Source organism: Streptomyces sp. NPDC014894 (genome assembly GCF_043080985.1).
GTDB lineage: Bacteria > Actinomycetota > Actinomycetes > Streptomycetales > Streptomycetaceae > Streptomyces.
Map to the genome: position 1 here is coordinate 133,308 of NZ_JBIBWD010000001.1, position 25,706 is coordinate 159,013.

Below are 25,706 nucleotides of genomic sequence, written 5' to 3' on the forward strand. Positions count from 1 at the left end.
TGTCCTCAACCATGTGGCCACCACAGCTAGGGTGTGGGGCTGAGATGGCCAGCGATTCCTGTGGGGCAGCCCGTGCGTGATTATCTGCTGACGCTCTGTGTCACGGCTGCGGTGACCTATCTGCTGACCGGTCCGGTGCGGAAGTTCGCCATCGCGACCGGGGCGATGCCGGAGATCCGCGCCCGCGACGTGCACCGAGAACCGACTCCGCGACTCGGTGGCATCGCCATGTTCTTCGGGCTCTGCGCGGGGCTCCTGGTCGCAGACCATCTGCAGAATCTGAACGGCGTCTTCGAGGTGTCGAGCGAGCCGCGCGCGCTGCTCTCCGGCGCGGCCCTGATCTGGATCATCGGCGTCCTGGACGACAAGTTCGAGATCGACGCCCTGATCAAACTCGGCGGCCAGATGATCGCCGCCGGCGTGATGGTCATGCAGGGTCTGACGATCCTGTGGATCCCGGTCCCGGGCGTCGGCATGGTCTCGCTGAGCGACGGGCAGGGCACCCTGCTCACCGTCGCCCTGGTGGTGATCACCATCAACGCGGTGAACTTCGTGGACGGCCTGGACGGCCTCGCCGCGGGCATGGTCTGCATCGCCGCCGCCGCGTTCTTCCTCTACGCCTACCGCCTCTCGGTCAGCCACGGCATCGAGGCGGCCGCCCCCTCGACCCTGTTCACCGCGATCCTGCTGGGCATGTGCCTGGGCTTCCTGCCGCACAACATGCACCCCGCGCGGATCTTCATGGGCGACTCCGGCTCGATGCTGATCGGCCTGGTACTCGCCGCCGCGGCGATCTCGATCACCGGCCAGGTCGACATGGACGTGCTGAAGCTGTTCGAGGGCGGCGACCGCGAGGGCACCCACGCGGCCCTGCCGGTCTTCATCCCGCTGCTGCTGCCCCTGACGATCATCGCCATCCCCCTCGCGGACCTGGTGCTCGCGATCGTGCGCCGCACCTGGAACGGCAAGTCGCCGTTCGCCGCCGACCGGGGCCATCTGCACCACCGGCTGCTCCAGATCGGCCACTCCCACAGCCGCGCCGTGCTGATCATGTACTTCTGGTCCACGCTGATCGCCTTCGGAGTGGTCGGGTACTCCGTGCACTCCACCTCGCCGTGGATCGTGATCGTGATCGTCGGTCTGAGCGCGGTGGGCCTGGTGCTGCTTCTGCTGCCGCGCTTCACCCCGCGCGCCCCGCGCTGGGCGGAGTCCTTCGTCCCGCCCCGCTACCGCCGCCGAAAGCCGGCGGTCCGTCCCGAGGACCACACGGGAGCGGAGAGCGGGGAGAGCGGGAGCGCCGCGGAGAGCGCCGACGCCGCCGACGGTGCGCCGGGCCCCGCGTCCGGCGCCGCCGAGCCGCCCGCCCCGGCCCCGCTCCCGGCGGGCGTCAACGGGGCGACCGCCCTCGGAGCCCGTTCCCGCGCTTCCGACGCTGCCGACCGGAGGAAGGCCGGAACGCGCGGCTGACGTATCCGGCGTTTGTGTGTATTACCACATGCATCAATGTCGATTCCCTGCACACACGGGCGCGTTAGCTCTCATGTGTGATAGGTGGCACACGTCGGGTAAAGACCTCATCAAATAGTTTGTGATACGGTTCACGAGAACCGGCGACAGCGCCGAAAGACCGTGGTGCGACGGTCTGTTGGCCCCGAGGACCCGACTCGGATCCGGATTACGCTCGTCCATGACGACACACCACTGCCATTCCTCCAGGAAGCGGAGCTGCCGCCATGCCGTCCAACGACGCCCGCACATTCCTTCAGATCGCCCTACCCCCGGCCGCCACCGGCGTTATCGCCGCCGTGGTCAGCGCTGTGGTCGCCGGCGGCAAGGGAGCGCTCGGCGCGATCATCGGCACGCTGGTGGTCATCGGCTTCATGGGAATCGGCATGGTGGTCCTCCAGCGGACCGCCAAGTCCCTCCCGCACCTGTTCCAGGCCATGGGGCTGATGCTCTACATGGCGCAGCTGCTGCTGCTCTTCATGCTGATGGCCGTGTTCAAGGACACCACCGCGTTCGACTTCAAGGCCTTCGCCTTCTCGCTGCTCGCGGCGACCATCGTCTGGGTCGCGGCCCAGGCCAGGTACTTCATGAAGGCCAAGATCATGTATGTCGAACCCGAGTCTTCAAAGGCCGAGACGGCTCAGAAGACGGGCTCGCCGTCGTGAAGGGTAGGGCCGGTATAAAGAGCCGTTCGCGATCCTGCTATCGTCCGGTGCCAACTACTGCGGCACAGCGGGCGCGGGCATCTGAGCTGACGCCTGCTCATTCGCGAGGCTCCATGCCCGCCAGCCGCCCTCACATCCGATTCACCAGTCCAGTGCCGAACCGCGGCTGCGCGCCGCGCCGACACAACGAGGTTGCCGTACCCATGCGCCACGCTGAAGGAGCCCGCGGTGAGTGCTGACCCCCAGATGCTCGCCTTCGACCCGAACTGTCAGATCTTCACCGGGTGCGGGTTCCCAGCTCCGGGCCTGCACACGTTCATGTACGAGCCCATCGTCACGGTGGCGGGCTTTGAGTTCACCAAGCCGATGCTGCTCGCGTTTATCGGCTCTTTCCTGATCGTCGGCTTTTTCTGGGCCGCTTTCAGCAAGCCGAAGCTCGTGCCCGGAAAGCTCCAGATGATCGGTGAGGCCGGGTACGACTTCGTCCGCCGCGGCGTCGTCTACGAGATCATCGGCAAGAAGGACGGCGAGAAGTACGTCCCGCTGATGGTGTCGCTGTTCTTCGTCGTATGGATCATGAATCTCTGGTCCATCATTCCGCTCGCCCAGTTCCCGGTCACCTCGCTGATCGCCTTCCCGGCCGGTCTCGCGCTGATCGTGTATGTGCTGTGGATCAGCCTGACCTTCAAGAAGCACGGCTTCGCGGGCGGCTGGAAGAACATTCTCGGTTATGACAAGAACCTGGGCGCGATTCTTCCCCTGGTGATGGTCCTGGAGTTCTTCTCCAACCTGATCATTCGCCCGTTCACGCACGCGGTCCGGCTCTTCGCGAACATGTTCGCCGGACACATGCTGATCGTGATGTTCACCCTGGCGACCTATTACCTGATGAACGGCTTCGGCTTCGTCTACGCCGGCGCCTCCTTCGTCATGGTCCTGGCGATGATCGTTTTCGAGCTCTTCATCCAGGCCGTTCAGGCGTACGTCTTCGTGCTCCTGGCCTCCAGCTACATCCAGGGCGCGCTCTCCGAGCACCACTGAGCCAGCCTCACCCCTCAAGACCCGCAGTCGTCCGGTGGCCAACCCCCACCGGGACATTGAAAGAGAAGGAAGAACCGGCATGTCCGCTCTCCAGACCCTCGCCGCCGCCGACACCGTCTCCGGCAACGTCAACGCTGTCGGCTACGGCCTCGCCGCGATCGGCCCCGGCATCGGCGTCGGCATCATCTTCGGTAACGGCACCCAGGCCCTCGCCCGCCAGCCCGAGGCGGCCGGTCTGATCCGTACCAACCAGATCATGGGTTTCGCCTTCTGTGAGGCGCTTGCCCTCATCGGCATCGTCATGGGCTTCGTCTTCAAGTAAGCCGACCGACAGCCCAAACTCTTTTCACGGAAGGCACTGATGTGATCCCGTTCAACCTTGCGGCGGTGGAGGAGCAGCCTCCGCTCATCCCGCATCTCGACGAGCTCATCATCGGCCTGATCGCGTTCGCCATCGTCTTCTTCTTCCTCGCCAAGAAGCTCCTCCCGAACATCAACAAGGTTCTGGAAGAGCGTCGGGAAGCCATCGAAGGCGGCATCGAGAAGGCCGACGAGGCGAAGACCGAGGCCGAGAGCGTACTGGAGCAGTACAAGGCCCAGCTCGCCGAGGCCCGTCACGAGGCCGCTCGACTGCGCCAGGAGGCGACCGAGCAGGGCACCGCGATCATCGCGGAGATGAAGGCCGAGGGCCAGCGGCAGCGTGAGGAGATCATCGCGGCCGGTCACGCCCAGATCGAGGCCGACCGCAAGGCTGCGTCCGCCGCGCTCCGCCAGGACGTCGGCAAGCTCGCCACCGACCTGGCCGGCAAGCTGGTCGGCGAGTCCCTCGAGGACCACGCCCGGCAGAGCCGTACCATCGACCGCTTCCTCGACGAGCTCGAGGAGAAGGCCGAGGCGACCCGATGAACGGCGCGAGCCGTGAGGCACTGGCCGCCGCACGCGAGTCCCTCGACGCGCTGACGGACAACACCTCCGTCGACGCGGCGAAGCTCGCCGAGGAGCTGGCCGGCGTCACCGCGCTGCTGGACCGCGAGGTCTCGCTGCGTCGGGTCCTGACCGACCCGGCGCAGTCCGGCGAGGCCAAGGCCGAGCTGGTCGGCCGGCTGCTGGGCGGGCAGGTGGGCGGCGAGACCGCCGATCTGGTCTCCGGCATGGTCCGTGCCCGCTGGTCGCGCTCGCGCGACCTGGTCGACGGTCTCGAGGAGCTGGCGGCCACCGCCGACCTCACCGCCGCCCAGAAGGCGGGCGCGCTGGACGACGTCGAGGACGAGCTGTTCCGGTTCGGCCGCATCGTCGACTCCGACCAGGCACTGCGCTCGGCGCTCACCGACCGGTCGGCCGTCAAGGCCGCCAAGGCGGAGCTGCTGCGCACACTGCTGGGCGGCAGGGCCAACCCCGTCACCGAGCGTCTGGTCGTCCGTCTCGTCACCGCGCCCCGGGGACGTAGCCTGGAAGCGGGACTCGACTCCCTGTCCAAGCTCGCCGCGGCGCGCAGGGACCGGATGGTCGCTGTCGTCACCTCTGCGGTGCCGCTCACCGACCGGCAGAAGCAGCGCCTCGGCGCCGTGCTGGCCACGGTGTACGGCCGGCAGATGCATCTGAACCTCGACGTGGACCCCGAGGTCCTCGGCGGGATCTCGGTGCGGGTCGGCGACGAGCTGATCGACGGCACGATCGCGGAGCGTCTCGAAGAGGCGACCCGCCGCATGGCCGGCTGACGCCGCCACCAACTGAACATCACGGCATACGAGCAGTACCAGCGGCCCGGTTGGGCCGTGCAGAGATTGCAGAAGATTCCTGGGGGTCGGCCCCCAGACCCCCTTAAGAAACTTCGGGCCCAACAAGGAGAGCAGGGAACCCAGATGGCGGAGCTCACGATCCGGCCGGAGGAGATCCGGGACGCGCTGGAGAACTTTGTCCAGTCGTACAAGCCGGACGCGGCCTCGCGCGAGGAGGTCGGTACGGTCAGCGTGGCCGGCGACGGTATCGCCAAGGTCGAGGGACTGCCCTCGGCCATGGCGAACGAGCTGCTGAAGTTCGAGGACGGGACCCTGGGTCTCGCCCTGAACCTCGAGGAGCGGGAGATCGGTGCGATCGTCCTCGGCGAGTTCAGCGGTATCGAAGAGGGTCAGCCGGTCACGCGTACCGGCGAGGTCCTGTCCGTAGCCGTCGGCGAGGGCTACCTGGGTCGCGTCGTCGACCCGCTCGGCAACCCGATCGACGGCCTCGGCGAGATCGAGACCGAGGGACGCCGCGCCCTCGAACTGCAGGCCCCCGGCGTCATGGTCCGTAAGTCGGTCCACGAGCCGATGCAGACCGGCTACAAGGCCGTCGACGCCATGGTGCCGATCGGCCGCGGTCAGCGTCAGCTGATCATCGGCGACCGCCAGACCGGCAAGACCGCCCTGGCCGTCGACACGATCATCAACCAGCGCGACAACTGGCGCTCGGGCGACGTGAACAAGCAGGTGCGCTGCATCTACGTCGCCATCGGCCAGAAGGGCTCCACCATCGCGTCCGTGCGCGGTGCGCTGGAGGAGGCCGGCGCGCTGGAGTACACGACCATCGTCGCCGCTCCGGCGTCCGACCCGGCGGGCTTCAAGTACCTGGCGCCCTACACCGGTTCGGCCATCGGCCAGCACTGGATGTACCAGGGCAAGCACGTCCTGATCATCTTCGACGACCTGTCGAAGCAGGCCGACGCCTACCGCGCCGTGTCGCTGCTGCTGCGCCGTCCGCCGGGCCGTGAGGCCTACCCGGGCGACGTCTTCTACCTGCACTCGCGTCTGCTGGAGCGCTGCGCCAAGCTCTCCGACGACATGGGCGCGGGCTCGATGACCGGTCTGCCGATCGTCGAGACCAAGGCCAACGACGTCTCGGCGTTCATCCCGACCAACGTCATCTCCATCACCGACGGCCAGTGCTTCCTGGAGTCCGACCTGTTCAACGCCGGCCAGCGTCCGGCCCTGAACGTCGGTATCTCAGTCTCCCGCGTCGGCGGCTCCGCCCAGCACAAGGCCATGAGGCAGGTCTCCGGCCGACTGCGTGTGGACCTCGCCCAGTACCGCGAGCTGGAGGCGTTCGCCGCCTTCGGTTCCGACCTGGACGCGGCCTCGAAGGCGCAGATGGAGCGCGGTAAGCGCATGGTCGAGCTGCTGAAGCAGGCCCAGTACCAGCCGATGCCCGTCGAGGAGCAGGTCGTCTCCGTCTGGGCCGGTACCACCGGCAAGATGGACGACGTCCCGGTCGAGGACATCCGCCGCTTCGAGACCGAGCTGCTGGAGCACATGCGCCGCGAGCGCAAGGAGCTCCTGACCAGCATCGCCGAGGGCGCGAAGATGTCGGACGACACCCTGACGGCCATCGCCGACGTGATCGCCGCCTTCAAGCGTCAGTTCGAGACCTCGGACGGCAAGCTTCTGGGCGAAGACGCGCCGGTCAGCACCGCCAAGTGACGACGGAAGGGACCTGACTCATGGGAGCCCAGCTCCGGGTCTACAAGCGTCGCATCAAATCCGTCACCGCGACCAAGAAGATCACCAAGGCGATGGAGATGATCGCCGCCTCGCGCATCGTCAAGGCGCAGCGCCAGGTGGTGGCCTCCACTCCGTACGCGGCCGAGCTCACCCGAGCGGTGACCGCGGTGGCCACGGGGTCGAACACCAAGCACCCGCTCACCACCGAGGCGGAGACTCCGGTCCGCGCCGCGGTCCTGCTCATCACGAGCGACCGCGGTCTGGCCGGAGGCTACTCGGCCAACGCCATCAAGGCGGCGGAGCAGCTCAATGAGCGGCTCCGGAGCGAGGGCAAGGAGGTCGACAGCTACATCGTCGGCCGCAAGGGTGTCTCGTACTACAACTTCCGCGAGCGCAAGGTCGTGGAGTCGTGGTCCGGGTTCACCGACAACCCGACCTACGCGGACGCCAAGAAGGTCGCGGGTCCGCTGATCGCGGCGGTCCAGAAGGACACGGCCGAGGGCGGCGTGGACGAGCTCCACATCGTCTTCACCGAGTTCGTCTCGATGCTGACGCAGACGCCGGTGCAGAACCGGCTGCTGCCGCTCAGCCTGGAGAAGGCCGCCGAGGACAGCGCGACCAAGGGCGAGATCCTGCCGCTGTTCGACTTCGAGCCGTCGGCGGAGGACGTCCTCGACGCCCTTCTGCCGCGCTATGTCGAGAGCCGGATCTACAACGCGCTGCTCCAGGCGGCTGCCTCCAAGCACGCCGCCACCCGCCGCGCGATGAAGTCGGCGACCGACAACGCCGGGGAGCTGATCAAGAGCCTCTCCCGGCTTGCCAACGCGGCCCGCCAGGCCGAAATCACCCAGGAAATCAGCGAGATCGTCGGTGGAGCCAGTGCCCTGGCCGACGCGACCGCGGGGAGTGACAAGTAATGACGACGACAGTTGAGACGGCCGTTGCCACGGGCCGCGTCGCCCGGGTCATCGGCCCGGTCGTCGACGTGGAATTCCCCGTCGACGCGATGCCGGAGATCTACAACGCTCTGACCGTCGAGGTGGCCGACCCGGCCGAGGACGGCAAGCTCAAGACGCTGACGCTCGAGGTCGCCCAGCACCTCGGCGAGGGCGTGGTCCGCGCGATCTCGATGCAGCCCACCGACGGTCTGGTCCGCCAGGCCCCGGTGACCGACTCGGGCAACGGCATCACCGTGCCCGTCGGTGACTTCACCAAGGGCAAGGTGTTCAACACCCTCGGTGAGGTGCTGAACGTCCCCGAGGCGAACAAGGACATCACCGAGCGGTGGCCCATCCACCGCAAGGCGCCCAGCTTCGACCAGCTCGAGTCCAAGACCGAGATGTTCGAGACGGGCATCAAGGTCATCGACCTGCTCACCCCGTACGTCAAGGGTGGAAAGATCGGTCTGTTCGGTGGAGCCGGCGTCGGCAAGACCGTGCTGATCCAGGAGATGATCTACCGCGTCGCCAACAACCACGACGGTGTGTCGGTGTTCGCGGGCGTCGGTGAGCGCACCCGTGAGGGCAACGACCTCATCGACGAGATGAGCGAGTCGGGCGTCATCGACAAGACGGCGCTCGTCTTCGGCCAGATGGACGAGCCCCCGGGCACCCGTCTGCGGGTCGCCCTGGCCGGTCTGACCATGGCGGAGTACTTCCGCGATGTGCAGAAGCAGGACGTGCTCTTCTTCATCGACAACATCTTCCGGTACACCCAGGCCGGCTCCGAGGTGTCCACCCTGCTCGGCCGTATGCCGTCCGCGGTGGGTTACCAGCCGAACCTGGCCGACGAGATGGGTCTGCTGCAGGAGCGCATCACGTCGACCCGCGGTCACTCGATCACCTCGATGCAGGCGATCTACGTCCCCGCGGACGACCTGACCGACCCGGCCCCGGCCACCACCTTCGCCCACCTCGACGCGACGACGGTGCTCTCCCGTCCGATCTCGGAGAAGGGCATCTACCCGGCCGTGGACCCGCTGGACTCCACGTCCCGCATCCTGGACCCGCGCTACATCACGCAGGAGCACTACGACGCCGCCACGCGCGTCAAGGGGATCCTGCAGAAGTACAAGGACCTCCAGGACATCATCGCGATCCTCGGTATCGACGAGCTGAGCGAGGAGGACAAGATCGCCGTCCTCCGCGCTCGCCGGGTGGAGCGATTCCTGTCGCAGAACACCCACGTCGCCAAGCAGTTCACCGGTGTGGACGGCTCGGACGTGCCGCTCGACGAGTCGATCGCCGCGTTCAACGCGATCTGCGACGGAGAGTACGACCACTTCCCCGAGCAGGCGTTCTTCATGTGCGGTGGCATTGAGGACCTCAAGGCCAACGCCAAGGAGCTGGGCGTCTCCTGAGTCGTAGGACTCGCGTGGGGGGCGGGGCCCGCCCCGCCCCCCGCGTACGCCCCTCCCTGTGAATCCGGGAGTCCGGACGACCGCCTCCCCGGCGGTGGTCCGGCCCTGGATCTCCGGCAGCGAAATGCCGGAGGACGGGCCCCGGCGCTTCGGCGTCCGGAGCCCCATTAGACTTTGACCCAACACCCGGCATCATCGCCGGGTGGTGACCCGAGGAGCCACCCTTGGCTGCTGAGCTGCATGTCGAGCTGGTCGCAGCGGACCGGCAGGTCTGGTCCGGTGAGGCCACCCTGGTCGTCGCGCGCACCGCATCCGGCGACATCGGCGTCATGCCCGGTCACCAGCCGCTTCTGGGTGTGCTGGAATCGGGCCCGGTGACCATCCGTACCAGCTCCCCCGAAGGAGCCGGGACGGTCGTCGTGGCCGTGCACGGCGGTTTCATCTCCTTCGCCGACAACAAGCTGTCGCTGGTGGCGGAGATCGCCGAGCTGGCCGACGAGATCGATGCCCAGCGCGCCGAGCGTGCGCTGGAGCGTGCCAAGTCGGATTCGGACGCCGCCGCCGAGCGTCGCGCCGATGTCCGACTGCGCGCGGTGGCGGTGCGCTGAGCACCCCGCCGACAGTCTCACCCTCAGCCGCGGCCCGGACTGGACTCCTCCAGACCGGACCGCGGCTGAGGCGATGCGGGTGCGGATGGGATGGCGTTTGAGGACGAGGACGATGCGAGGAGGTCGGTGGACATGTTCCTCGCGGTGCTGGTGAGCGTCCTGGCGCTGGTCGCCCTGGTGGGGATCGCGCTGTTCGTCTTCGGGCTGCGCAGACGTCTGATCCAGCGGTCGGGCGGCACCTTCGACTGCTCCCTGCGGTGGAACATCCCGGAGGACCCCGTCCTCCCGGACGGCTCCGCGGCCGAGCCCCCCAGCGGCAAGGGCTGGGTGTACGGCGTGGCGCGTTACAGCGGCGACCGCATCATGTGGTTCCGCGTCTTCTCCTACGCCCCCCGGCCGCGCCGGGTCCTGGAGCGCTCCGCGATCGAGGTCGTCGCCCGCCGCACCCCCGAGGGGGAGGAGGAGCTGGCGCTGCTCTCCGACGCGGTGGTGCTCGGCTGTCTGCACCGGGGCGTCCGGCTGGAGCTGGCGATGAGCGAGGACGCCCTGACCGGTTTTCTGGCCTGGCTGGAGGCGGCGCCCCCCGGCCAGCGGGTGAATGTGGCCTGAGGCCGCGCGCCGGCTGTACGGATGTACGGACCGGCCGGCTCGGCGCTGCGGGCGTCAGCGCCGGGACCCGCGCGCTGCGCTGCGTACGGCGTGAACGGCATACGAAGGGGCCGGGGGTTCTCCCCGGCCCCTTCTCTGTGCTCACCGGCTCTGGTGAAGCCCGGTGCGGTGCTGTGGGGTGTTAGGGCCTGAGCCCCGAGTCGATCGCGGTGATCAGCTCACCGTTGCTGGTGTCGCCGCTGAAATCCCAGGCGAAGCTTCCGCCGAGGCCCTGGCTCTTGACCCAGCTCATCTTGGTGCCGAGCGTGGCCGGGGTGTCGTAGCTCCACCAGTTGTTGCCGCACTTGGCGTAGGCGGTGCCGCCGACGGTCCCGGTGGCCGGGCAGGTGTTCTTGAGGACCTTGTAGTCCTCGTAGCCGGGCTCGTAGGTGCCGGTGGCCGCGCCGGTCGCGGTGCCGCCCGGGGTCGCCTGGGTGACGCCCGTCCAGCCCCGGCCGTAGAAGCCGACGCCGAGCAGGAGCTTCTCGGCCGGCACGCCCTTGGCCTTGAGCTTGTTGATCGCCGCGGCCGAGTTGTAGCCGTCCTGCGGAATGCCGGGGTACGAGGTCAGCGGCGAGTGCGGGGCCGTCGGACCCTGGGCCGCCCAGGCGCCGAAGAAGTCGTACGTCATGACGTTGTACCAGTCGATGTACTGTGCCGCGCCGGCGTAGTCCGCCTTGTCAATTTTCCCGCCGTTGGAAGCGTCGGCGGTGATGGCAGCGGTGAGCAGGTAGTTCGCGCCGAACTTGGCACGGAACGCCTGCATCATGGTCTTCATGACCGCGGGCCCGCTGGTGTCGCAGGTGAGGCCGCAGGCGTTCGGGTACTCCCAGTCCAGGTCGATGCCGTCGAACACGTCGGCCCACCGCGGGTCCTCGACGAGCTGGTGGCAGGACTCCGCGAAGGCGGCGGGGTTGGCCATGGCCTGGCCGAAGCCGCCGGACCAGGTCCAGCCGCCGAACGAGAACAGCACCTTGATGTGCGGGTGCTTCTTCTTCAGCTCGCGGAGCTGGTTGAAATTGCCCCGCAGCGGCTGGTCCCAGGTGTCCGCCACGCCGTCCACGGACTGGTCCGCGGTGTACGCCTTCTCGTAGTCGGCGTACGAGTCGCCGATGGTGCAGCGGCCGTTCTGGACGTTGCCGAAGGCGTAGTTGATGTGGGTGATCTTCGCGGCGGTGCCGGAGGTGTCCAGGTTCTTCACGTGGAAGTTGCGCCCGTAGACGCCCCACTGGGTGAAGTACCCCATCTTGATCTTGGAGCCGGGGGTGACGGTGCCGCTGGTGCGGACCGCGAGCGCGCCGCTGAGCGGGCCGAGCTGGTCCGCGTTGTCCCTGGCCTGCACCGTGTAGGAGTAGTCGGTGGCCTTGGTCAGCCCGGTGTCGGTGAAGGTGAGGGCCGTGGTCGTGGTGACCTTGGTGCCGTCACGGAAGACGTCGTAGTTCTTGACGCCCTTGTCGTCCGTGGCCGCGGCCCAGCTCAGCGTCGCCGAGGTCTCGGTGATGTTGCTGGAGGTGGGGGTTCCGGGGGCGGACGGCGGGTCGTCACCGGGGACCGTGCCGCCGTCACAGGAGCCGCCGTTGAGCTTACAGTTCGACGGGGAGCCCGTGCCGGTGCCGTTGAAGCCGAAGGTGGCCGAGGCGCCGGGCGCCAGCGAACCGGCCCAGGACTTGCTCTTGGCGGTCCAGCGGTTGCCGACGTTGGTGACGTCGGCGTCCCAGGCGGAGGTCACGCGGGTGCCGGTGGGAAAGTCCCACTCGACGGTCCAGGCGCTGATGGCCGTGGTACCGGTGTTCTTGATGGTCCACTTGCCTTCGAAGCCCTGACCCCAGTCGGAGCCTTTGGTGTACGTCGCGGTGGCGGACGTGGCAGCCTGGGCCGGGGTGGCGAGGCCGACCAGCGCGGCCATCGGGAGGATCAGCGCGGTCAGTATCGCGACGATCTTCGATCGGGTGGAGAACCGCGCGCCCGGTGGTGCGAGACGCCGTCTGAGACCGTGCAGTCGTGGGGGATGAGTGCTCACGGGTGCTCCTCGTGAAGGTCCGGACAGTGGGGTGGGACCGTGCGTGCACTGTGCACTCTGCGTGGCTCACCGCAGCGTGTGTTCGGTGAGAGTAGGAAGGTCTGTACCAATCGTCAATAGGTCCAGACCAAAGGTGGAGCGATGGGGGAGGAGTGGCGGGAATCAGCCCGTCAGATCCCCAACTCCTGCGCCAGTACGGCCGCTTGCACCCGGCTGCGCAGCCCCAGCTTCCCCAGCAGCCTGCTGACGTGCGTCTTCACCGTGGCCTCCGCCATCCGCAGCCGTACCGCGATCTCGGCGTTCGACAGACCCTCGCCCAGACAGCAGAGCACCTCGCGCTCGCGCCGGGTCAGCGCGTCGAGAACCGCCGGGTCGGGGGCGTCGGGGGAGCGTACGGGGTGCGGGGAGGCGAACTCCGCGATCAGCCGGCGGGTGACGGCCGGAGCGATCAGCCCCTCGCCGCGCGCCACCGTGTGCACCGCCTCCAGCAGCTCCCGCGCCTCGGTGTTCTTCAGCAGAAATCCCGACGCGCCCGCGCGTAGCGCGCCGAAGATGTACTCGTCCAGATCGAATGTGGTCAGTACGAGGACGTCCGCGAGCCGTTCGCCGACGATCTGTCCGGTCGCCGACACCCCGTCGAGCCGTGGCATCTGAATGTCCATCAGTACCAGATCGGGGCGGAGTTCCCGGGCGAGGCGCACCGCCGCCTCGCCGTCCGCCGCCTCGCCGACGACCTCGATCCCGGGGTCGCTGCCGAGGATGAGCACCAGGCCCGCGCGGACCGCGCTCTGGTCCTCCGCGACCAGGACGCGCACCCGCCCCGAACGCGGCGCGCCGGGCCCGGGGACCCCGGGGCCCTCCGCCGGCGCGGGCTGCCGGGGCCGCTCGGGGCGCTCCGGGTGCTCGGGCTGCTCGGGCTGCTCGGGCTGCTCGGGGTGCTCGGGGTGCGCTTCCCTCGTCATGCTGAGGGCTCCTCGTCTTCGTCATGCACCGGCAGGGTCGCCCGTACGAGCCAGATCTTCCCGGGCCCGTCCGCCGGACCCTCGACCGGGCCCGCCTCGATCTCGCCCGACAGCAGCGCCACCCGCTCCCGCATGCCGACCAGACCGGCCCCCGAGCCCGGCGCGCGGGGGCCCGGGCGGCGGCCGAAGGCGCTGGTGACCGTGACCGTCAGGGCCCGGCCCTCCGTCCGGGCGAGGACGACGCGCACCTCGCCCCGCTCCGCGTGCTTGAGCGCGTTGGTCAGGGACTCCTGCACGATCCGGTAGGCCGCCAGATCCACCGGCGTGGGCAGCGGCGGCCCCTCCCCGCGCCGGTCGTCGAGGGTGAAGGTCAGTCCGCTGGCCGCGCCATGGGTACGGCACTGGGCGATCAGCGACTCCACCCCGGCGAGCGTGGGCGCGGCGGCGGGCTGGTCGTCGTGGCCGCTGTCCCGCAGCAGCCCGATCAGCCGCCGCATCTCGGCCAGACCGGCGACGCTGTTCTCCCGGATCACCCCGAGGGCGTCCCGGGAGGTCTGCGGATTGTCCAGGGAGAGCGCGGCCGTGGAGTGGATGGCGATCGCGGAGAGATGGTTGGCGACCATGTCGTGCAGCTCACGGGCCATCCGCCCGCGCTCGGCGGTCACCGCCTGCACCCGGTCCATCTCCGCGAGCAGAGCGGTCTGCTCCGCCCGCAGCAGCGCCGCGTCGGCGGCGGCCCGGTGGTTGCGGATGATCACACCGGTGAGGGCGGGGGTGAGGATGATCATGCCCACGACCACGCCGAGGAAGAGCCCGAACGGGTCCTGGAGCAGGGCCGGCAGACCGATCACACAGGCGACCGTGACCACTCCGGCGGCGATCGGCACCCGGCGGACGGCGGCCGGGGGACCGTACACCGTCGCGACGTACACCGTGTCGGTGAAGAGCAGCACGGTGAAGAGATTGCCGACCGTGAGCTGGTCGGCGACGAGCGCCGCCGTGCCGACCAGCAGCGTGAGGAGCGGAGTCGATCTGCGGTACATCTCCTGGACGCTGAGCACCGCCAGCGGCACCAGGGCGGCCCAGGCCGGGAGCAGGGTGCGGTCGGGCTGGGTGTAGAGCCCCAGCGACCACAGCAGCACACCGCCGAGGAACGAGCAGACGCCCATCAGGACGTCGTCGCGGTGCGGGCGGGGAAGGGTCACCCTCCCATCAAACACGGCGAGCGGCCCGGCGGCGTCCCCGGCGGGGGCGATCCGCCAGTACATCGAAGGATGCAGTCCCGGTTCCTGCCTGCCGACGACGATCGGGGCCCGTTTCGACGGAAGTCTGGAGGTGAGGAAGGGAGAGCACCGTGATCGTCACGCTGATCATCGTCTGTGAGGTCGGCTTCTGGGTGCTGCTGGCCGCCGGGCTCGGAGCCCGCTATGTGCTGCGCAGACCCAGGCTGGGCATGGCCCTTCTGCTGTGCGAGCCGCTGCTGGAGGTCCTGCTGCTGGTCGTCACGGCGATCGATCTGAAGAACGGCGCGGAGCCCAGCTGGAAGCACGGTCTGGCCGCGCTCTACATCGGCTACACCGTGGGCCACGGCCACCGCACCGTCAAGTGGCTCGACGGCCACGCGGCCCACCGCTTCGGCGGCGCGCCGCCCCCGCCGAAGCCGCCCCGGTACGGCATGGCGCGCGCCGCCCACGAGGGGAAGATCTGGTTCGGCACGCTGGTCGGCGCGGCGGTGGCGTCGGCGCTGCTCCAGCTCGCGATCTGGTACGTGGGGGACCCCGGCCGGACGGGTTCGCTGGAGTCCTGGATGTATCAGGCGTGGCGGGTGGCCGGCATCCACGGGGTGATCGCGCTGACCTATCTGGTCTTTCCGCGCCGGGGCCCGGGGCCCGCGGCGAAGGACCGCGAGCCGGTCCGGGTGGAGCGCCGCTAGCCGGTCCGCGGCCCCTCGCCCGGGTCCGCTGCCCTTCCGCCCGGGCCGGGTCCGCGGACCCGGCCCCGCGGCCCGGGTCCTCGTACCCCCGCCGCCCGGGACCCTGACCTCAGCGTTCGCCGCCCGGGACCCAGAGCACGTCCCCGGTCTCCTTGTTCGCGACCCGCGCGAGGATGAACAGCAGGTCGGAGAGGCGGTTGAGATAGGTCGCCGTCAGCGGGTTCATCGTCTCGCCGTGGACCTCGAACGCCGCCCAGGTCGAGCGCTCCGCCCGCCGCACCACCGTGCACGCCTGGTGGAGCAGGGCCGCGCCGGGGGTGCCGCCGGGGAGGATGAAGCTGCGGAGCTTCTCCAGCTCCTCCAGGAAGCGGTCGCAGTCCGCCTCCAGCCGGTCGATGTAGAACTGCTCCACCCGCAGCGGCGGGTACTCCGGATTCTCCGCCACCGGGGTCGAGAGGTCCGCCCCCACGTCGAAGAGATCGTTCTGGATCCGGACCAGGACCTGGACGACGTCGTCGGTCAGCCCGCCCAGCGCGACGGCGGTGCCGATGACGGCGTTGGCCTCATTGGCGTCGGCGTACGCGGAGATCCGCAGATCGGTCTTGGCGGTCCGGCTCATGTCGCCGAGCGCCGTGGTGCCCCGGTCGCCGGTACGGGTGTAGATGCGCGTCAGATTGACCATGGGCCCAGCGTAGTTAGCCGCCGCCCCGGCGCGGGACACCCCCGGCCCGGCGGCCCGGCGCGGCCGCTCCGCGCCCGTCCCGGTGTGATGTCCGTCATGTGAGACGTGACGCGCATCTCTTAGCGGCCACTCGGCCCCCCGCGAGCGCTAACCTCCGGCCGAGAGGCGAAATGTAAACAGTCGTTAAGGGGTGTCTCAGTGGCCAGGAAGCTCGCCGTCATCGGAGCCGGACTCATGGGTTCCGGAATCGCTCAGGTCTCCGCCCAGGCGGGCTGGGACGTCGTGCTGCGCGACATCACCGACGAGGCCCTGACCCGAGGCACCGACACCATCAAGAACTCGTGGGACCGATTCGTCGCCAAGGGCAGAATGGAAGCCGCCGACGCCGAGACCGCGTTGGCCCGGATCACCACCACCACCGATCTGGACGCGGTCGCCGACGCGGACGTCGTGGTCGAGGCGGTGTTCGAGAAGCTGGAGGTCAAGCACGAGATCTTCCGCGCGCTCGACCGCATCGCCAAGGACGACGCCGTACTCGCCTCCAACACCTCCGCCATCCCCATCACCAAGATCGCGGCGGTGACGGACCGTCCGGAGCGGGTCGTCGGCGCGCACTTCTTCTCGCCGGTGCCCATGATGCAGCTGTGCGAACTCGTCCGCGGCCACAAGACCAGCGACGAAACCCTGGCGGTCGCCCGGTCGTTCGCCGAGTCCGTCGGCAAGACCGTCGTCGTCGTCAACCGCGACGTGGCGGGCTTCGTCACCACCCGGCTGATCTCGGCGCTGGTGGTGGAGGCCGCGAAGCTGTACGAATCGGGCGTCGCCTCCGCCGAGGACATCGACACCGCCTGCCGGCTCGGCTTCGGGCACGCCATGGGCCCGCTCGCCACCGCCGACCTCACCGGCGTGGACATCCTGCTCCACGCCGCCGAGAACATCTACACCGAGTCCCAGGACGAGAAGTTCGCCCCGCCGGAGCTGATGCGCCGGATGGTGGACGCGGGTGACATCGGCCGCAAGAGCGGGCAGGGCTTCTACACCCACTGAACGGCCGCCGGCGCCGCCGCGACGCCCGCCGGTATCACCCTACGGAGTGATTTCGGTATCGGTTCGCTCACAAACAGCAACTGCTGTGCCCTCCGGGCCGTCAGTTGAGGCAAGAAGTAGTGGAACAGCCTGCGCGGGCTGGGGCCCCAGAGCGGCCCAGCACACAACCACAGGGCACTGAAGCACTCTCGGGGAGCGCATATGCACATCAGGGGCGACCACGTCGAGCTGGTCGTCGGGGGCCGCCTCGACGTCCGCAGCGCGGCGGACGCCCGTACGGTCCTGCACTCGGCGGTCGACGACGGCGACGGCGACCTGGTGCTCGATCTGACCGGTCTCGACTCCTGGGACGCCACCGGGCTCGGCGTCATCATGGGCGCCCACCGCCGGGCCGGCCGCTGCGGCAGACGGCTCGTCCTGCGCGGGGTGCCGCCCCAGATGCAGCGGCTGTTGGTGGCCACCCGGCTGCACCGCATCCTCGCCATCGAGGGCGGACTCGCCGCCGAATCACTGCCCCGCGCCTGACCGCCCGGCCCGCCGCGACGGACCGAACCGTCCGTGACCTCACAATTCTCATGAAGCTGTGACGTCGCGGACGGGGCGGCACCCCGCCGGATGAGGGATACCCTGCCAGCGTCTAGGGTTTCGTTCGTCTGCCGACGTGCGGAACCGCTCCGACGAGCCACAGCGACACGCCGCTTCGGGCGACCCACGCGGCAGGAGCACCGGACCGAAGCGGCGTCCGGGCGCGCGGAGAGACCGGGAGGGGCCTTCGCGCGCGGCTCCGCCACGGACTCCGCACGGAGCCCCGGCGGGGACGAACCTATGCGAAGCGCATCTGGGGGCTTGGACCATGGACCACGACAGTTTCGGCGAGGGCGCGGGGCCGAAGCGGCCGTCGCGCGAGCCCGGCACGCCCGACTTCGGACAGTCCGCGCCGGCACACGCCCGCACCGTGCGGATCGCCGCAGGCGACTTCCTGCTCACCGTCAATCCGGTGGACGGCAGCGAGATAGAACCCTGCCCGCCCCGCGCCCCGGACGCGGGCGCGACCGCCGACGACGACGACCACCCCGTCCGGCGCGCCAACGCCGCCGAGCGGGCCGAACACCGGCGCGCGGCCCGCCCGCCCGCACCCGCCGGGCCCGCCGCCCCCCGGCTGCCGCTCCTGGAGCGCGACGAGCAGCGCGAGCAGATCATCCGCCTCCTCGGCCGGGGCCGCTCCCTGCGCGTCACCGGACCGGCCGGCTCCGGACGCACCACCCTCCTCGACGCCGTCGCCGAGGAGTGCGCCGACCTCGCCCCCGACGGAGTCGTCCGGCTCAACGGCTGCCACCGCACCCCCACCGATCTGCTGTACGAACTCTTCGCCGCCGTCCACCGCGCCCCCCGCCGCCGCCCGAGCCGCGCCCAACTCCTCGAACGCGTAGCGGACATCGGCGCGATCGTCGTCCTGGACGATCTGGAATTCGGCGGCGCGGCCCTCGGCGAACTCCTCGACGCGGCGCCCGAGTGCGCCTTCCTGCTCGCCGCCCTCCCCGACGCGCCCGAACCGGCCCCCGAGGCCCACCTCGAGGAGATCGCCCTCCCCGGACTCGGCCGCCCCGCCTCCCTGGAACTGCTGCGCCGCTCCGTGGACCGCCCGCTCGCCGAGGACGAGACCAACTGGGCCGGAGACCTCTGGTTCGAGTCCGAGGGCCTGCCGCTGCGCTTCGTCCAGGCGGGCGCGCTGCTCAGGCAGTGCGACGAACTCCGCGAACGGCTCCGCGAGGACCCCGAGGCCTTCGAGGCGTTCGCACCCCCCGAGGGCGTCGACGGCGCCGAGGTCGCGCTGCCCACCCTCGGACAGGGCGCGGCCCCCGCCCCGCTGCTCGCCTCCCGGCTCGGCGAGGCCGCCCGCCAGACGCTCCGCTTCGCCGTCGCGCTCGGCGGCGAGGTGCCCCACCAGGCGCATCTGCCCGCGCTCATCGGCGACACCCACGCCGACACGGCCATCGGCGAACTGATGGGCTGCGGCCTGCTCTCCCCGGTCGGCGGCCGCTTCCGGCTCGCGGCCGGCGTCCGCGCGCAACTGGCCGAGAAGGGGTACGCGGACGACTCCGCCGCCCACGCCCACACCGCCGCCCAGCACTACACCTGGTGGATCGGACACCCCTCCGTCACCCCCGAGCGCGCCGCCGCCGAGGCGGACTCCGTCGTCGCCGCCCTCACCGCCCTGGTCGCGAGCACCGCGAGCGGACACCCCAGCGCCGCCGTGCTGCTCGCCCGGGGCGCCGCCCCCGCCTTCGCGGCCGGGCTCCACTGGGGCGCGTGGGAGCGCACCCTGCGGACCGGCTCCGAAGCCGCCCGCAAGGCCGGCGAGGTCGCCGAGGAGGCCTACTTCCACCACGAGCTGGGCATCCTGGCGCTCTGCACCGACCGTCTGGACCGGGCCCGCGCCGAGCTGGAGGCCTCGATCGGCATGCGCGGGGCGCTCGCCGACAAGCGGGGCACGGTCGCGGGCCGCCGCGCCCTCACTCTCGTCGACGACCGCGAGAACGGCCGGGTGCCCTCCGCCGCCGACGCGGCGCCCGCCGCCCCCGCCGGACGCCGCGAGCTGCCCCCGCCGCCGGTCCCGGCCGCCCTGCCGCCGGGCGCCGCGGCCGCCGCCGCGCTCCGCGACGACGAACCGGGCACCCGTCAGCTGCCGGTGGTCTCCGGGACCGTGACGGTGCCGCAGACGCTGGTCTCGTACCAGCCGCCGCGCGCCGAGAGCGCCTGGACCCGCCGGCGCCGCGCGCTGCTCGGCACCCGCCGCAATCTCATCGCCGTCGGCACGGGCGCGCTGCTCGCCGTCGTCCTGGGCGCCGTGGTCACCATCGGCGCGGCCTCGGACGGCCGGGACGCGCCGGGCGGCGGCAAGGCCGGGAACGGCGCCTCGGCGACGGAGGAGGCGAACCGCGAGGGACCGGAGTCGGACGCACCGACCGAGGCCCCGACGGAGCGGGCCTCCAGCACGCCCGCCGCCGTGCCCGCGGCCACCTCCTCCGTCCCCGTCACCGCGGGCACGGGCGCAGGCCCCGCGACGACCGCCCCGGCCACGGCCGCCGGCACCCCGTCGACCGGCTCCTCCCGGCCGTCGACGGGCGTCCCGACGTCCACCGTCCCCTCGCAGCGCCCCAGCTCCCCGACCGGGACCGCGGGCACCGGCAGCCCGACCGCGCCGACCCGGCCGACCATGGTCCCCTCGACCTCCGGCGGCCCGACCACGAAGCCGACCGGGCCGACGAAGCCGACGCCGACGACCAGGCCGACGACTCCCACCGGAACGCCCACGGCCACCGGCGGCGGCGACGTCCAGACCACCGGGAGCGCGCCGATCTCCCCCGGCGGGGCCCCGTCGCCGTCGGGCGCACCGGTCGCCTGAGCGGCGTCACGGCACGCGTACGGCCCCGGAGGCATCGCCTCCGGGGCCGTGTCGGCTCCGCCGTGCTCCGGCCGCGTCAGAACAGCCTGAGCTTGTCGTCCTCGATGCCGCGCATCGCGTTGTAGTCCAGCACCACGCAGCCGATGCCCCGGTCCGTCGCCAGCACCCGCGCCTGCGGCTTGATCTCCTGGGCCGCGAACACGCCCTTCACCGGCGCGAGATGGGGATCGCGGTTCAGCAGCTCCAGATAGCGGGTCAGCTGCTCCACCCCGTCGATCTCGCCCCGGCGCTTGATCTCCACCGCGACCGTGCCGCCGTCGGAGTCCCGGCAGAGGATGTCCACCGGGCCGATCGCGGTCGGGTACTCACGGCGGATCAGGCTGTAGCCCTGGCCGAGTGTCTCGATCCGGTCCGCGAGCAGTTCCTGGAGATGCGCCTCCACGCCGTCCTTGATGAGGCCGGGGTCCACCCCCAGCTCGTGCGAGGAGTCGTGGACGACCTCCTCCATGGTGATGATCAGCTTCTCGCCCGCCTTGTTGACGACCGTCCAGACGTCGTCGTCCCCCACCTTCAGGGTGCAGGGCGGGGACATCCAGTTCAGTGGTTTGTACGCCCGGTCGTCCGCGTGGATGGAGACGCTCCCGTCGGCCTTGACGAGGATCAGACGGAGGGCGGAGGGCAGATGGGCGGTGAGCCGGCCCGCGTAGTCCACGGAGCAACGGGCGATGACAAGACGCATGGTCGGCAACGCTACTCGACGTACACCCCCGCGCGCGATTCTCCCTACGCACACCCGAGCCCGGGCAGCACTGCGCCTGGCGGAGAGCCTCTGGGTCCCCTCGGTGCTCCGGTTCGTTTCTGGCCGGTTGTCCTCCCATTCTCCTGGTGCGGTCTGGACCGCGCACTTACCGTGGATGCAGGAGGTCGTCGGATGCGCACTCTGCGTCGTCATGCGTCATGCGCATGACGATGTTCCCGGCGCGCCTTTCCGTGCCCGTAAGGCCCCGTCACCGGGGTCGCGAGAGGAGAACCCATGTCGCTCGACGTCTCACCGGCGCTGTTGGAACAGGCCGAGCGAGGCGAGGTCGACGAAGCAGACTTCGTCGACTGCGTCCGGACCTCCCTGCCCTACGCATGGGAGATGATCAGTTCGCTGGTGGCACAGCTGAAGGTCGACGGCGGCGACTTCGCCGACAACCTGACGCCTCCGCCGGATGAGCAGGCACGTGGCCAGCTGCTGCGCGCGCTCGCGAGTGACGCGATTCGCGGTGCGCTGCAACGGCATTTCGGAGTACGTCTGGCGTTCCAGAACTGCCACCGTGTGGCGGTGTTCCCGCTGGACTCCTCGGTGGACGAGCGGCTGGCCCGCTTCACCTCCGTGCGGGGGCAGCTGCTCAATCAGTCGCCCGAACTGCGCGACTGCTGAGATCGTGTGCTGCCGCTCCGCGTCGCGCGAGCTACGACTGACGCCGGGGCGGCAGCGGGCCGGGTCCGGGGTGAGCGGGGCGGGGCGGGAACCGGCCGGATCCGCGCCCGGTCCGGCCCGCGGGCTCCGCGCCGGAGCCGACCGGCCCGGAGCCGACCGGCCCGGCGGCGCTCCTTCGTGTACGGCCCCTTCGTACGCGGCTCAGCCCAGCAGCGGGAGGACGTCCTCGCCCAGCCGGCGCACATTCTCCTCGGTGGCCGCCAGATCGCCGGAGCCCTCGGTGAGCAGGGCGAACCGCGTGATTCCGGTGCGCTCCGCCGTCGCCGCCAGCCGGTCCGCGGCCAGCCTCGGCGGGCCCACCGGATGGAGCCGGCAGAGCAGTTCCGTATAGGCCACGGGATCGCGCATCGCCCGCTCCCGGCCGTCGACCGTCATATGGGCGTCCAGCCCCTGCTTGAACCAGCCGGGCATCGACTTCATCAGCGTCTCGCCCGCCTCCGCCGCGCTCGGGCCTATCTGCGCCACTCCCGCCGACACATGACCGGCGTCCGCGACCTCCTCGGGCGGCCGGCCCGCCTCCAGGGCGCTCCGCCGCCACAGGGCGACCATCTCCGCCTTCTCCTCGTCCCCGCAGTGCATGCCCAGCAGCATCGGCAGCCCGCGCCCGGCGGCCAGCCGCACACTCGCCGGCGAGGTGCACGCCACGATCACCTCGGGCCGCGCGGGCCCGCCGATCAGCTCGTCGGGCCGGGGCACGACGGGGACCTCACGGAAGGCGTACCGCTTCGACCGGCCCGCGACGGCGGGCTCGCGCAGCCAGGCCAGCAGCAGATCCAGCGAGTCCGTGAAACCGGTCTCATAGGCCGGCAGTCCGGCCCCGAAGACCTCCAGATCGACCCAGGGCCCGCCCCGGCCCACCCCGAGCGAGAACCTGCCCCCGCTGGTCAGATGGAGCAGCGCGGCCTGCTCGCCGAGCGCGACCGGATGGACGGTCGGCAGCACGCTCACCGCCGTGCCGACCCTGATCCGCCGGGTGCGGCCGAGCAGCAGCGCCGCGAGCGTCACCGCCGACGGGCATACGCCGTACGGCACGAAGTGGTGCTCCGCCAGCCACACCGAGTCGAGCCCCGACTCCTCCGCCACCTCCGCGGAGCGCACCGCCCGGTGCAGCGCCTCACCCTGCCCCTGGCCCGGGAACTGGGCGGCCAGGACGAACGTACCCACGCGCATCGCCTTCTGCCTCCTTGCGGCCGACGCGTCACTCCCCCCACCGGCATCAACGCCCGACACGTGCCAGAGGCACGGCCTCCCGTGAAGTTCTTGCGATTTTCCGGTAACCGCCCCGCCGGACGGGCCCGTCCCCTGTCACACAGGGGCGTGTACCCCGTACCGCGGCCCGTAGGCTGGGCCTGAAAGGAATCGTCCCCACTTGCCCCGTGAGGTGTACACGTGTCCCCGCGCCGCAACCGCCCCAAGGGCGGCGAGAAACTCCCCCCGCAGACCGGTGAACCGGGCGACCGGTACGGCGGTTTCGGCCGTACCGAGTCCTGGCAGGGCGAGGAATGGTCGGTCCGTCTGGTGGCCGGGGCCGGCTCCCAGGGCAAGCGCTATCGCTGCCCCGGCTGCGACCAGGAGATCCCGTCCGCCGTCCCGCACGTGGTGGCCTGGCCGGAGCACGGGGGAGTGGACGACCGGCGGCACTGGCACAAGGCGTGCTGGAACGCGAAGGACCGCCGCACCACGCGGGTGCAGCGGTCCCGTAACGCGCCCAGGCACTGAGCCGGGGCCGGACATCGTCCGGCGGGGTCAGACGTCGCGGCTGTTCAGCGACGCGTACGCGCCGGCCAGCGCGACGGCGGAGACGCCGAGGATGATCCACACCGGCTCCCAGCCCTGCGGACCCGACTCGGTGGCGGTGTTGTTGTAGAGCACGATCAGCTGATTCGGTATCGAGTACTCGAACAGGCCGTCCCGCAGGCCCGACAGCGACTCCGCGTACATGAACATCGCCAGCACGATCGGGAGCAGCACCACGCCGATCATCAGCGTGATCGCGCCCGCCGAGTGCCGGATCAGCACGCCGACGGCGAGCGAGAGCAGACCGAGAGCGGCGAGGAAGACGCTCACGCCGAAGGTCGCGCGGAACCACTCGTCGTTCGAGGGCGCGTCGGCCGTGTCGATGATCGCCACCTGGAGGGCGCCCACCACCAGGGTGAGCACCAGGGTGAAGACGAAGACGACCAGGAAGTAGACGATCGCCTTCGCGGTCAGCACCCGGTTCCGCGAGGGGCAGGCGGTCAGCGTGGTCCGGATCATCCCGGTGCCGTACTCGGACGCGATGGTGAGCACGCCGAGCGTGATCACACAGACGGTGCCGAGCAGCACGCCGAAGAAGCCGAACGCCAGCACCGGCTGACCGTCGAGATCCGCGTCGGCCGCGCCGATCGTGAGCGCGACCAGCAGCCCGATGCCGAGGATCAGGAAGGCCATGACGCTCAGCGTCCAGACCGTGGACCGCACCGACCGGATCTTGGTCCACTCGGAGGCGAGCGCGTCGCCGAGATGGGCCTTGCGGACCGGGATCGGCGAGGAGTACGAGGTGGCGGTGGGCGCGCCCTGCTGCTGGTAGGGGGTGGTCATCGGCGGTCCTCGGGCTTTGTCGGTTCGGCGGGGGCGGCGGCCGGGGCCGCGGCGGGCGGCGCGGCCCGGTCCGGACCGGCGGCGTACGGATTGTCCTCCGGGCGGGGCGGCGGCGGGGCGTAGAAGCCCTGCTGCGGCACCTCGGGGATCTGCTGCTGCGGCGCTCCGTACCCGGGCTGCGGCTGCTGCATCAGCCCCGCCTTCTGGTCGCTGGTGGAGCGGTAGTCGACCGCGCCCTGCGTCATCCGCATGTACGCCTCCTCCAGCGAGGCCCGGTGCGGGGACAGCTCCCACAGCCGGACGTCCGCCCCGTGCGCCAGCTCGCTGATCCGCGGCAGCGGCAGACCCATGACCCGCAGCGCGCCGTCGGGCTCGGTCATCACCTGGCCGCCGGCGCCGGTCAGCTCCGAGGAGAGCTTCTCCCTCAGCTGCGGTTCGGCGTCCGGGGTGCGCACCCGGGCGAAGTCGGCGGAGTTCGCCGAGATGAAGTCCGTGACGCTCATGTCCGCGAGCAGCTGACCGCGGCCGATCACGATCAGATGGTCGGCGGTCAGCGCCATCTCGCTCATCAGGTGCGAGGAGACGAAGACCGTACGGCCCTCGGAGGCGAGCAGCTTCATCAGATTGCGGACCCAGAGGATGCCCTCGGGGTCGAGCCCGTTGACGGGTTCGTCGAAGAGCAGCACCTGCGGGTCGCCCAGGAGCGCCGCCGCTATGCCGAGCCGCTGGCCCATGCCGAGCGAGAAGCCCTTGGAGCGCTTGCGCGCCACGTCCTGGAGGCCGACGACGCCGAGCACCTCGTCCACCCGGCGGGCCGGGATCCCGGAGAGCTGCGCCAGCGAGAGCAGGTGGTTGCGGGCGCTGCGGCCGCCGTGGACGGCCTTGGCGTCGAGCAGCGCGCCGACCTGGCGGGGCGCGTTCGGCGTCTGCCGGAAGGGGAGGCCGCCGATCGTCACCTTGCCCTCGGTCGGGGTGTCGAGCCCGAGGATCATCCGCATGGTGGTGGACTTGCCGGCACCGTTGGGGCCGAGGAATCCGGTCACCGTGCCGGGCCTCACCTGAAAGGAAAGGTTGTACACGGCCGTCTTGGCGCCGTAGCGCTTCGTCAGGCCGACTGCCTCGATCATTCTCCAGAGCCCCATCGACTTTCGGTCATCGGGGCACAGGCCTACCGGCCGCACGCCCCCGTAAGAGCTAGGAGGATATCGACCTTCACCTGGTTCCGGCCAAGGGGTAACTTTCCGGTGACGATCCCGGTGGGGCGGTCGGCGGGCCGGCCCCCGCGGG

25 protein-coding genes are annotated in these 25,706 nt (G+C 70.5%); 17 read left to right on the top strand and 8 right to left on the bottom strand.

Annotation, left to right across the window (positions count from 1 at the left end; translation table 11 throughout):
- Nucleotides 1-72 precede the first annotated feature (72 nt).
- The 11 genes from ACF089_RS00570 (at nucleotide 73) to ACF089_RS00620 (ending at nucleotide 10,264) form a co-directional block, all read left to right on the top strand.
- On the top strand, nucleotides 73-1,467 hold the full coding sequence (locus ACF089_RS00570) for an MraY family glycosyltransferase (protein ID WP_392019859.1): 1,395 nt from the start codon (nucleotides 73-75) through the stop codon (nucleotides 1,465-1,467).
- Between the two features lie 266 nt (nucleotides 1,468-1,733).
- Nucleotides 1,734-2,171 carry a hypothetical protein gene (locus ACF089_RS00575; protein WP_392019862.1) on the top strand — a complete coding sequence of 146 codons (438 nt, stop codon included), beginning with the start codon at nucleotides 1,734-1,736 and terminating at the stop codon, nucleotides 2,169-2,171.
- A gap of 228 nt (nucleotides 2,172-2,399) precedes the next feature.
- On the top strand, nucleotides 2,400-3,212 hold the full coding sequence (atpB, locus tag ACF089_RS00580) for a F0F1 ATP synthase subunit A (protein ID WP_392019865.1): 813 nt from the start codon (nucleotides 2,400-2,402) through the stop codon (nucleotides 3,210-3,212).
- 79 nt (nucleotides 3,213-3,291) lie between these two features.
- Entirely contained in the window at nucleotides 3,292-3,534 is a 243-nt protein-coding gene (gene atpE / locus ACF089_RS00585; RefSeq protein WP_003952438.1) for an ATP synthase F0 subunit C, read from the top strand.
- A gap of 41 nt (nucleotides 3,535-3,575) precedes the next feature.
- Nucleotides 3,576-4,118 carry a F0F1 ATP synthase subunit B gene (locus tag ACF089_RS00590; RefSeq protein WP_392019867.1) on the top strand — a complete coding sequence of 181 codons (543 nt, stop codon included), beginning with the start codon at nucleotides 3,576-3,578 and terminating at the stop codon, nucleotides 4,116-4,118.
- Nucleotides 4,115-4,930: a F0F1 ATP synthase subunit delta gene (locus tag ACF089_RS00595; protein ID WP_392019870.1), complete on the top strand. Its 816-nt coding sequence runs from the start codon at nucleotides 4,115-4,117 to the stop codon at nucleotides 4,928-4,930. Before ACF089_RS00590 ends, ACF089_RS00595 begins: the two co-directional genes overlap by 4 nt.
- 144 nt (nucleotides 4,931-5,074) lie before the next feature.
- Nucleotides 5,075-6,667: a F0F1 ATP synthase subunit alpha gene (gene atpA, locus ACF089_RS00600; RefSeq protein ID WP_392019872.1), complete on the top strand. Its 1,593-nt coding sequence runs from the start codon at nucleotides 5,075-5,077 to the stop codon at nucleotides 6,665-6,667.
- A gap of 20 nt (nucleotides 6,668-6,687) precedes the next feature.
- Nucleotides 6,688-7,605: a F0F1 ATP synthase subunit gamma gene (locus tag ACF089_RS00605; protein ID WP_392019874.1), complete on the top strand. Its 918-nt coding sequence runs from the start codon at nucleotides 6,688-6,690 to the stop codon at nucleotides 7,603-7,605.
- Nucleotides 7,605-9,047, top strand: a complete 1,443-nt coding sequence (atpD, locus tag ACF089_RS00610) for a F0F1 ATP synthase subunit beta (RefSeq protein ID WP_392019877.1) — start codon at nucleotides 7,605-7,607, stop codon at nucleotides 9,045-9,047. Before ACF089_RS00605 ends, atpD begins: the two co-directional genes overlap by 1 nt.
- Before the next feature lie 224 nt (nucleotides 9,048-9,271).
- Complete coding sequence (locus tag ACF089_RS00615; RefSeq protein WP_392019879.1) at nucleotides 9,272-9,655, top strand: F0F1 ATP synthase subunit epsilon; 384 nt, start codon at nucleotides 9,272-9,274, stop codon at nucleotides 9,653-9,655.
- Between the two features lie 132 nt (nucleotides 9,656-9,787).
- The gene (locus ACF089_RS00620) at nucleotides 9,788-10,264 is read left to right on the top strand and encodes a DUF2550 domain-containing protein (protein WP_392021530.1); all 477 of its coding nucleotides are present in this window, start codon (nucleotides 9,788-9,790) and stop codon (nucleotides 10,262-10,264) included.
- A 181-nt stretch (nucleotides 10,265-10,445) separates the two neighbouring features.
- Here the strand turns inward: ACF089_RS00620 and ACF089_RS00625 are convergent, their stop codons facing one another.
- From ACF089_RS00625 to ACF089_RS00635, 3 genes are all read right to left on the bottom strand, one after another.
- Entirely contained in the window at nucleotides 10,446-12,323 is a 1,878-nt protein-coding gene (locus ACF089_RS00625; protein ID WP_392019881.1) for a glycosyl hydrolase family 18 protein, read from the bottom strand.
- Nucleotides 12,324-12,493: 170 nt separating this feature from the next.
- Nucleotides 12,494-13,285, bottom strand: coding sequence for a response regulator (locus tag ACF089_RS00630; RefSeq protein WP_392019883.1), 792 nt, complete (start codon nucleotides 13,283-13,285; stop codon nucleotides 12,494-12,496).
- Nucleotides 13,282-14,490, bottom strand: a complete 1,209-nt coding sequence (locus ACF089_RS00635) for a sensor histidine kinase (RefSeq protein WP_392019884.1) — start codon at nucleotides 14,488-14,490, stop codon at nucleotides 13,282-13,284. The genes ACF089_RS00630 and ACF089_RS00635 overlap by 4 nt, the downstream gene beginning before the upstream one ends.
- A gap of 149 nt (nucleotides 14,491-14,639) precedes the next feature.
- On the opposite strand from ACF089_RS00635, the gene ACF089_RS00640 reads away from it, so the two are divergent.
- Nucleotides 14,640-15,218, top strand: coding sequence for a hypothetical protein (locus ACF089_RS00640; protein WP_392019887.1), 579 nt, complete (start codon nucleotides 14,640-14,642; stop codon nucleotides 15,216-15,218).
- A gap of 109 nt (nucleotides 15,219-15,327) precedes the next feature.
- On the opposite strand, the gene ACF089_RS00645 is transcribed toward ACF089_RS00640, so the two are convergent.
- Entirely contained in the window at nucleotides 15,328-15,900 is a 573-nt protein-coding gene (locus tag ACF089_RS00645) for a cob(I)yrinic acid a,c-diamide adenosyltransferase (protein WP_392019889.1), read from the bottom strand.
- Nucleotides 15,901-16,098: 198 nt separating this feature from the next.
- Between ACF089_RS00645 and ACF089_RS00650 the strand changes: the two genes are divergently transcribed.
- The 3 genes from ACF089_RS00650 to ACF089_RS00660 all read left to right on the top strand — a co-directional run bounded on the left by ACF089_RS00650 (nucleotide 16,099) and on the right by ACF089_RS00660 (nucleotide 20,353).
- A complete protein-coding gene (locus tag ACF089_RS00650) occupies nucleotides 16,099-16,947 on the top strand; it encodes a 3-hydroxyacyl-CoA dehydrogenase family protein (RefSeq protein ID WP_392019892.1) in 849 nt (282 codons plus the stop codon).
- Nucleotides 16,948-17,148: 201 nt separating this feature from the next.
- On the top strand, nucleotides 17,149-17,472 hold the full coding sequence (locus ACF089_RS00655; protein ID WP_392019895.1) for an STAS domain-containing protein: 324 nt from the start codon (nucleotides 17,149-17,151) through the stop codon (nucleotides 17,470-17,472).
- A 328-nt stretch (nucleotides 17,473-17,800) separates the two neighbouring features.
- Nucleotides 17,801-20,353 carry an ATP-binding protein gene (locus tag ACF089_RS00660; RefSeq protein WP_392019898.1) on the top strand — a complete coding sequence of 851 codons (2,553 nt, stop codon included), beginning with the start codon at nucleotides 17,801-17,803 and terminating at the stop codon, nucleotides 20,351-20,353.
- Between the two features lie 76 nt (nucleotides 20,354-20,429).
- Here ACF089_RS00660 and nucS read toward each other — a convergent pair whose 3' ends face one another.
- Nucleotides 20,430-21,092 carry an endonuclease NucS gene (gene nucS, locus ACF089_RS00665; RefSeq protein WP_392019901.1) on the bottom strand — a complete coding sequence of 221 codons (663 nt, stop codon included), beginning with the start codon at nucleotides 21,090-21,092 and terminating at the stop codon, nucleotides 20,430-20,432.
- A 294-nt stretch (nucleotides 21,093-21,386) separates the two neighbouring features.
- Here nucS and ACF089_RS00670 point away from each other — a divergent pair, with 294 nt between their 5' ends.
- Nucleotides 21,387-21,779 (top strand): SCO5389 family protein, encoded by a 393-nt coding sequence (locus ACF089_RS00670; protein WP_392019902.1) that lies wholly within the window; start codon nucleotides 21,387-21,389, stop codon nucleotides 21,777-21,779.
- A gap of 201 nt (nucleotides 21,780-21,980) precedes the next feature.
- Here ACF089_RS00670 and ACF089_RS00675 read toward each other — a convergent pair whose 3' ends face one another.
- The gene (locus tag ACF089_RS00675; protein ID WP_392019905.1) at nucleotides 21,981-23,009 is read right to left on the bottom strand and encodes an LLM class flavin-dependent oxidoreductase; all 1,029 of its coding nucleotides are present in this window, start codon (nucleotides 23,007-23,009) and stop codon (nucleotides 21,981-21,983) included.
- 219 nt (nucleotides 23,010-23,228) lie between these two features.
- Between ACF089_RS00675 and ACF089_RS00680 the strand changes: the two genes are divergently transcribed.
- Complete coding sequence (locus tag ACF089_RS00680; protein WP_392019907.1) at nucleotides 23,229-23,558, top strand: ATP/GTP-binding protein; 330 nt, start codon at nucleotides 23,229-23,231, stop codon at nucleotides 23,556-23,558.
- Between the two features lie 27 nt (nucleotides 23,559-23,585).
- On the opposite strand, the gene ACF089_RS00685 is transcribed toward ACF089_RS00680, so the two are convergent.
- Both ACF089_RS00685 and ACF089_RS00690 read right to left on the bottom strand, forming a co-directional pair.
- The gene (locus ACF089_RS00685; RefSeq protein ID WP_392019911.1) at nucleotides 23,586-24,419 is read right to left on the bottom strand and encodes an ABC transporter permease; all 834 of its coding nucleotides are present in this window, start codon (nucleotides 24,417-24,419) and stop codon (nucleotides 23,586-23,588) included.
- Entirely contained in the window at nucleotides 24,416-25,546 is a 1,131-nt protein-coding gene (locus tag ACF089_RS00690; protein WP_392019914.1) for an ABC transporter ATP-binding protein, read from the bottom strand. Before ACF089_RS00690 ends, ACF089_RS00685 begins: the two co-directional genes overlap by 4 nt.
- Between the last annotated feature and the right edge of the window lie 160 nt (nucleotides 25,547-25,706).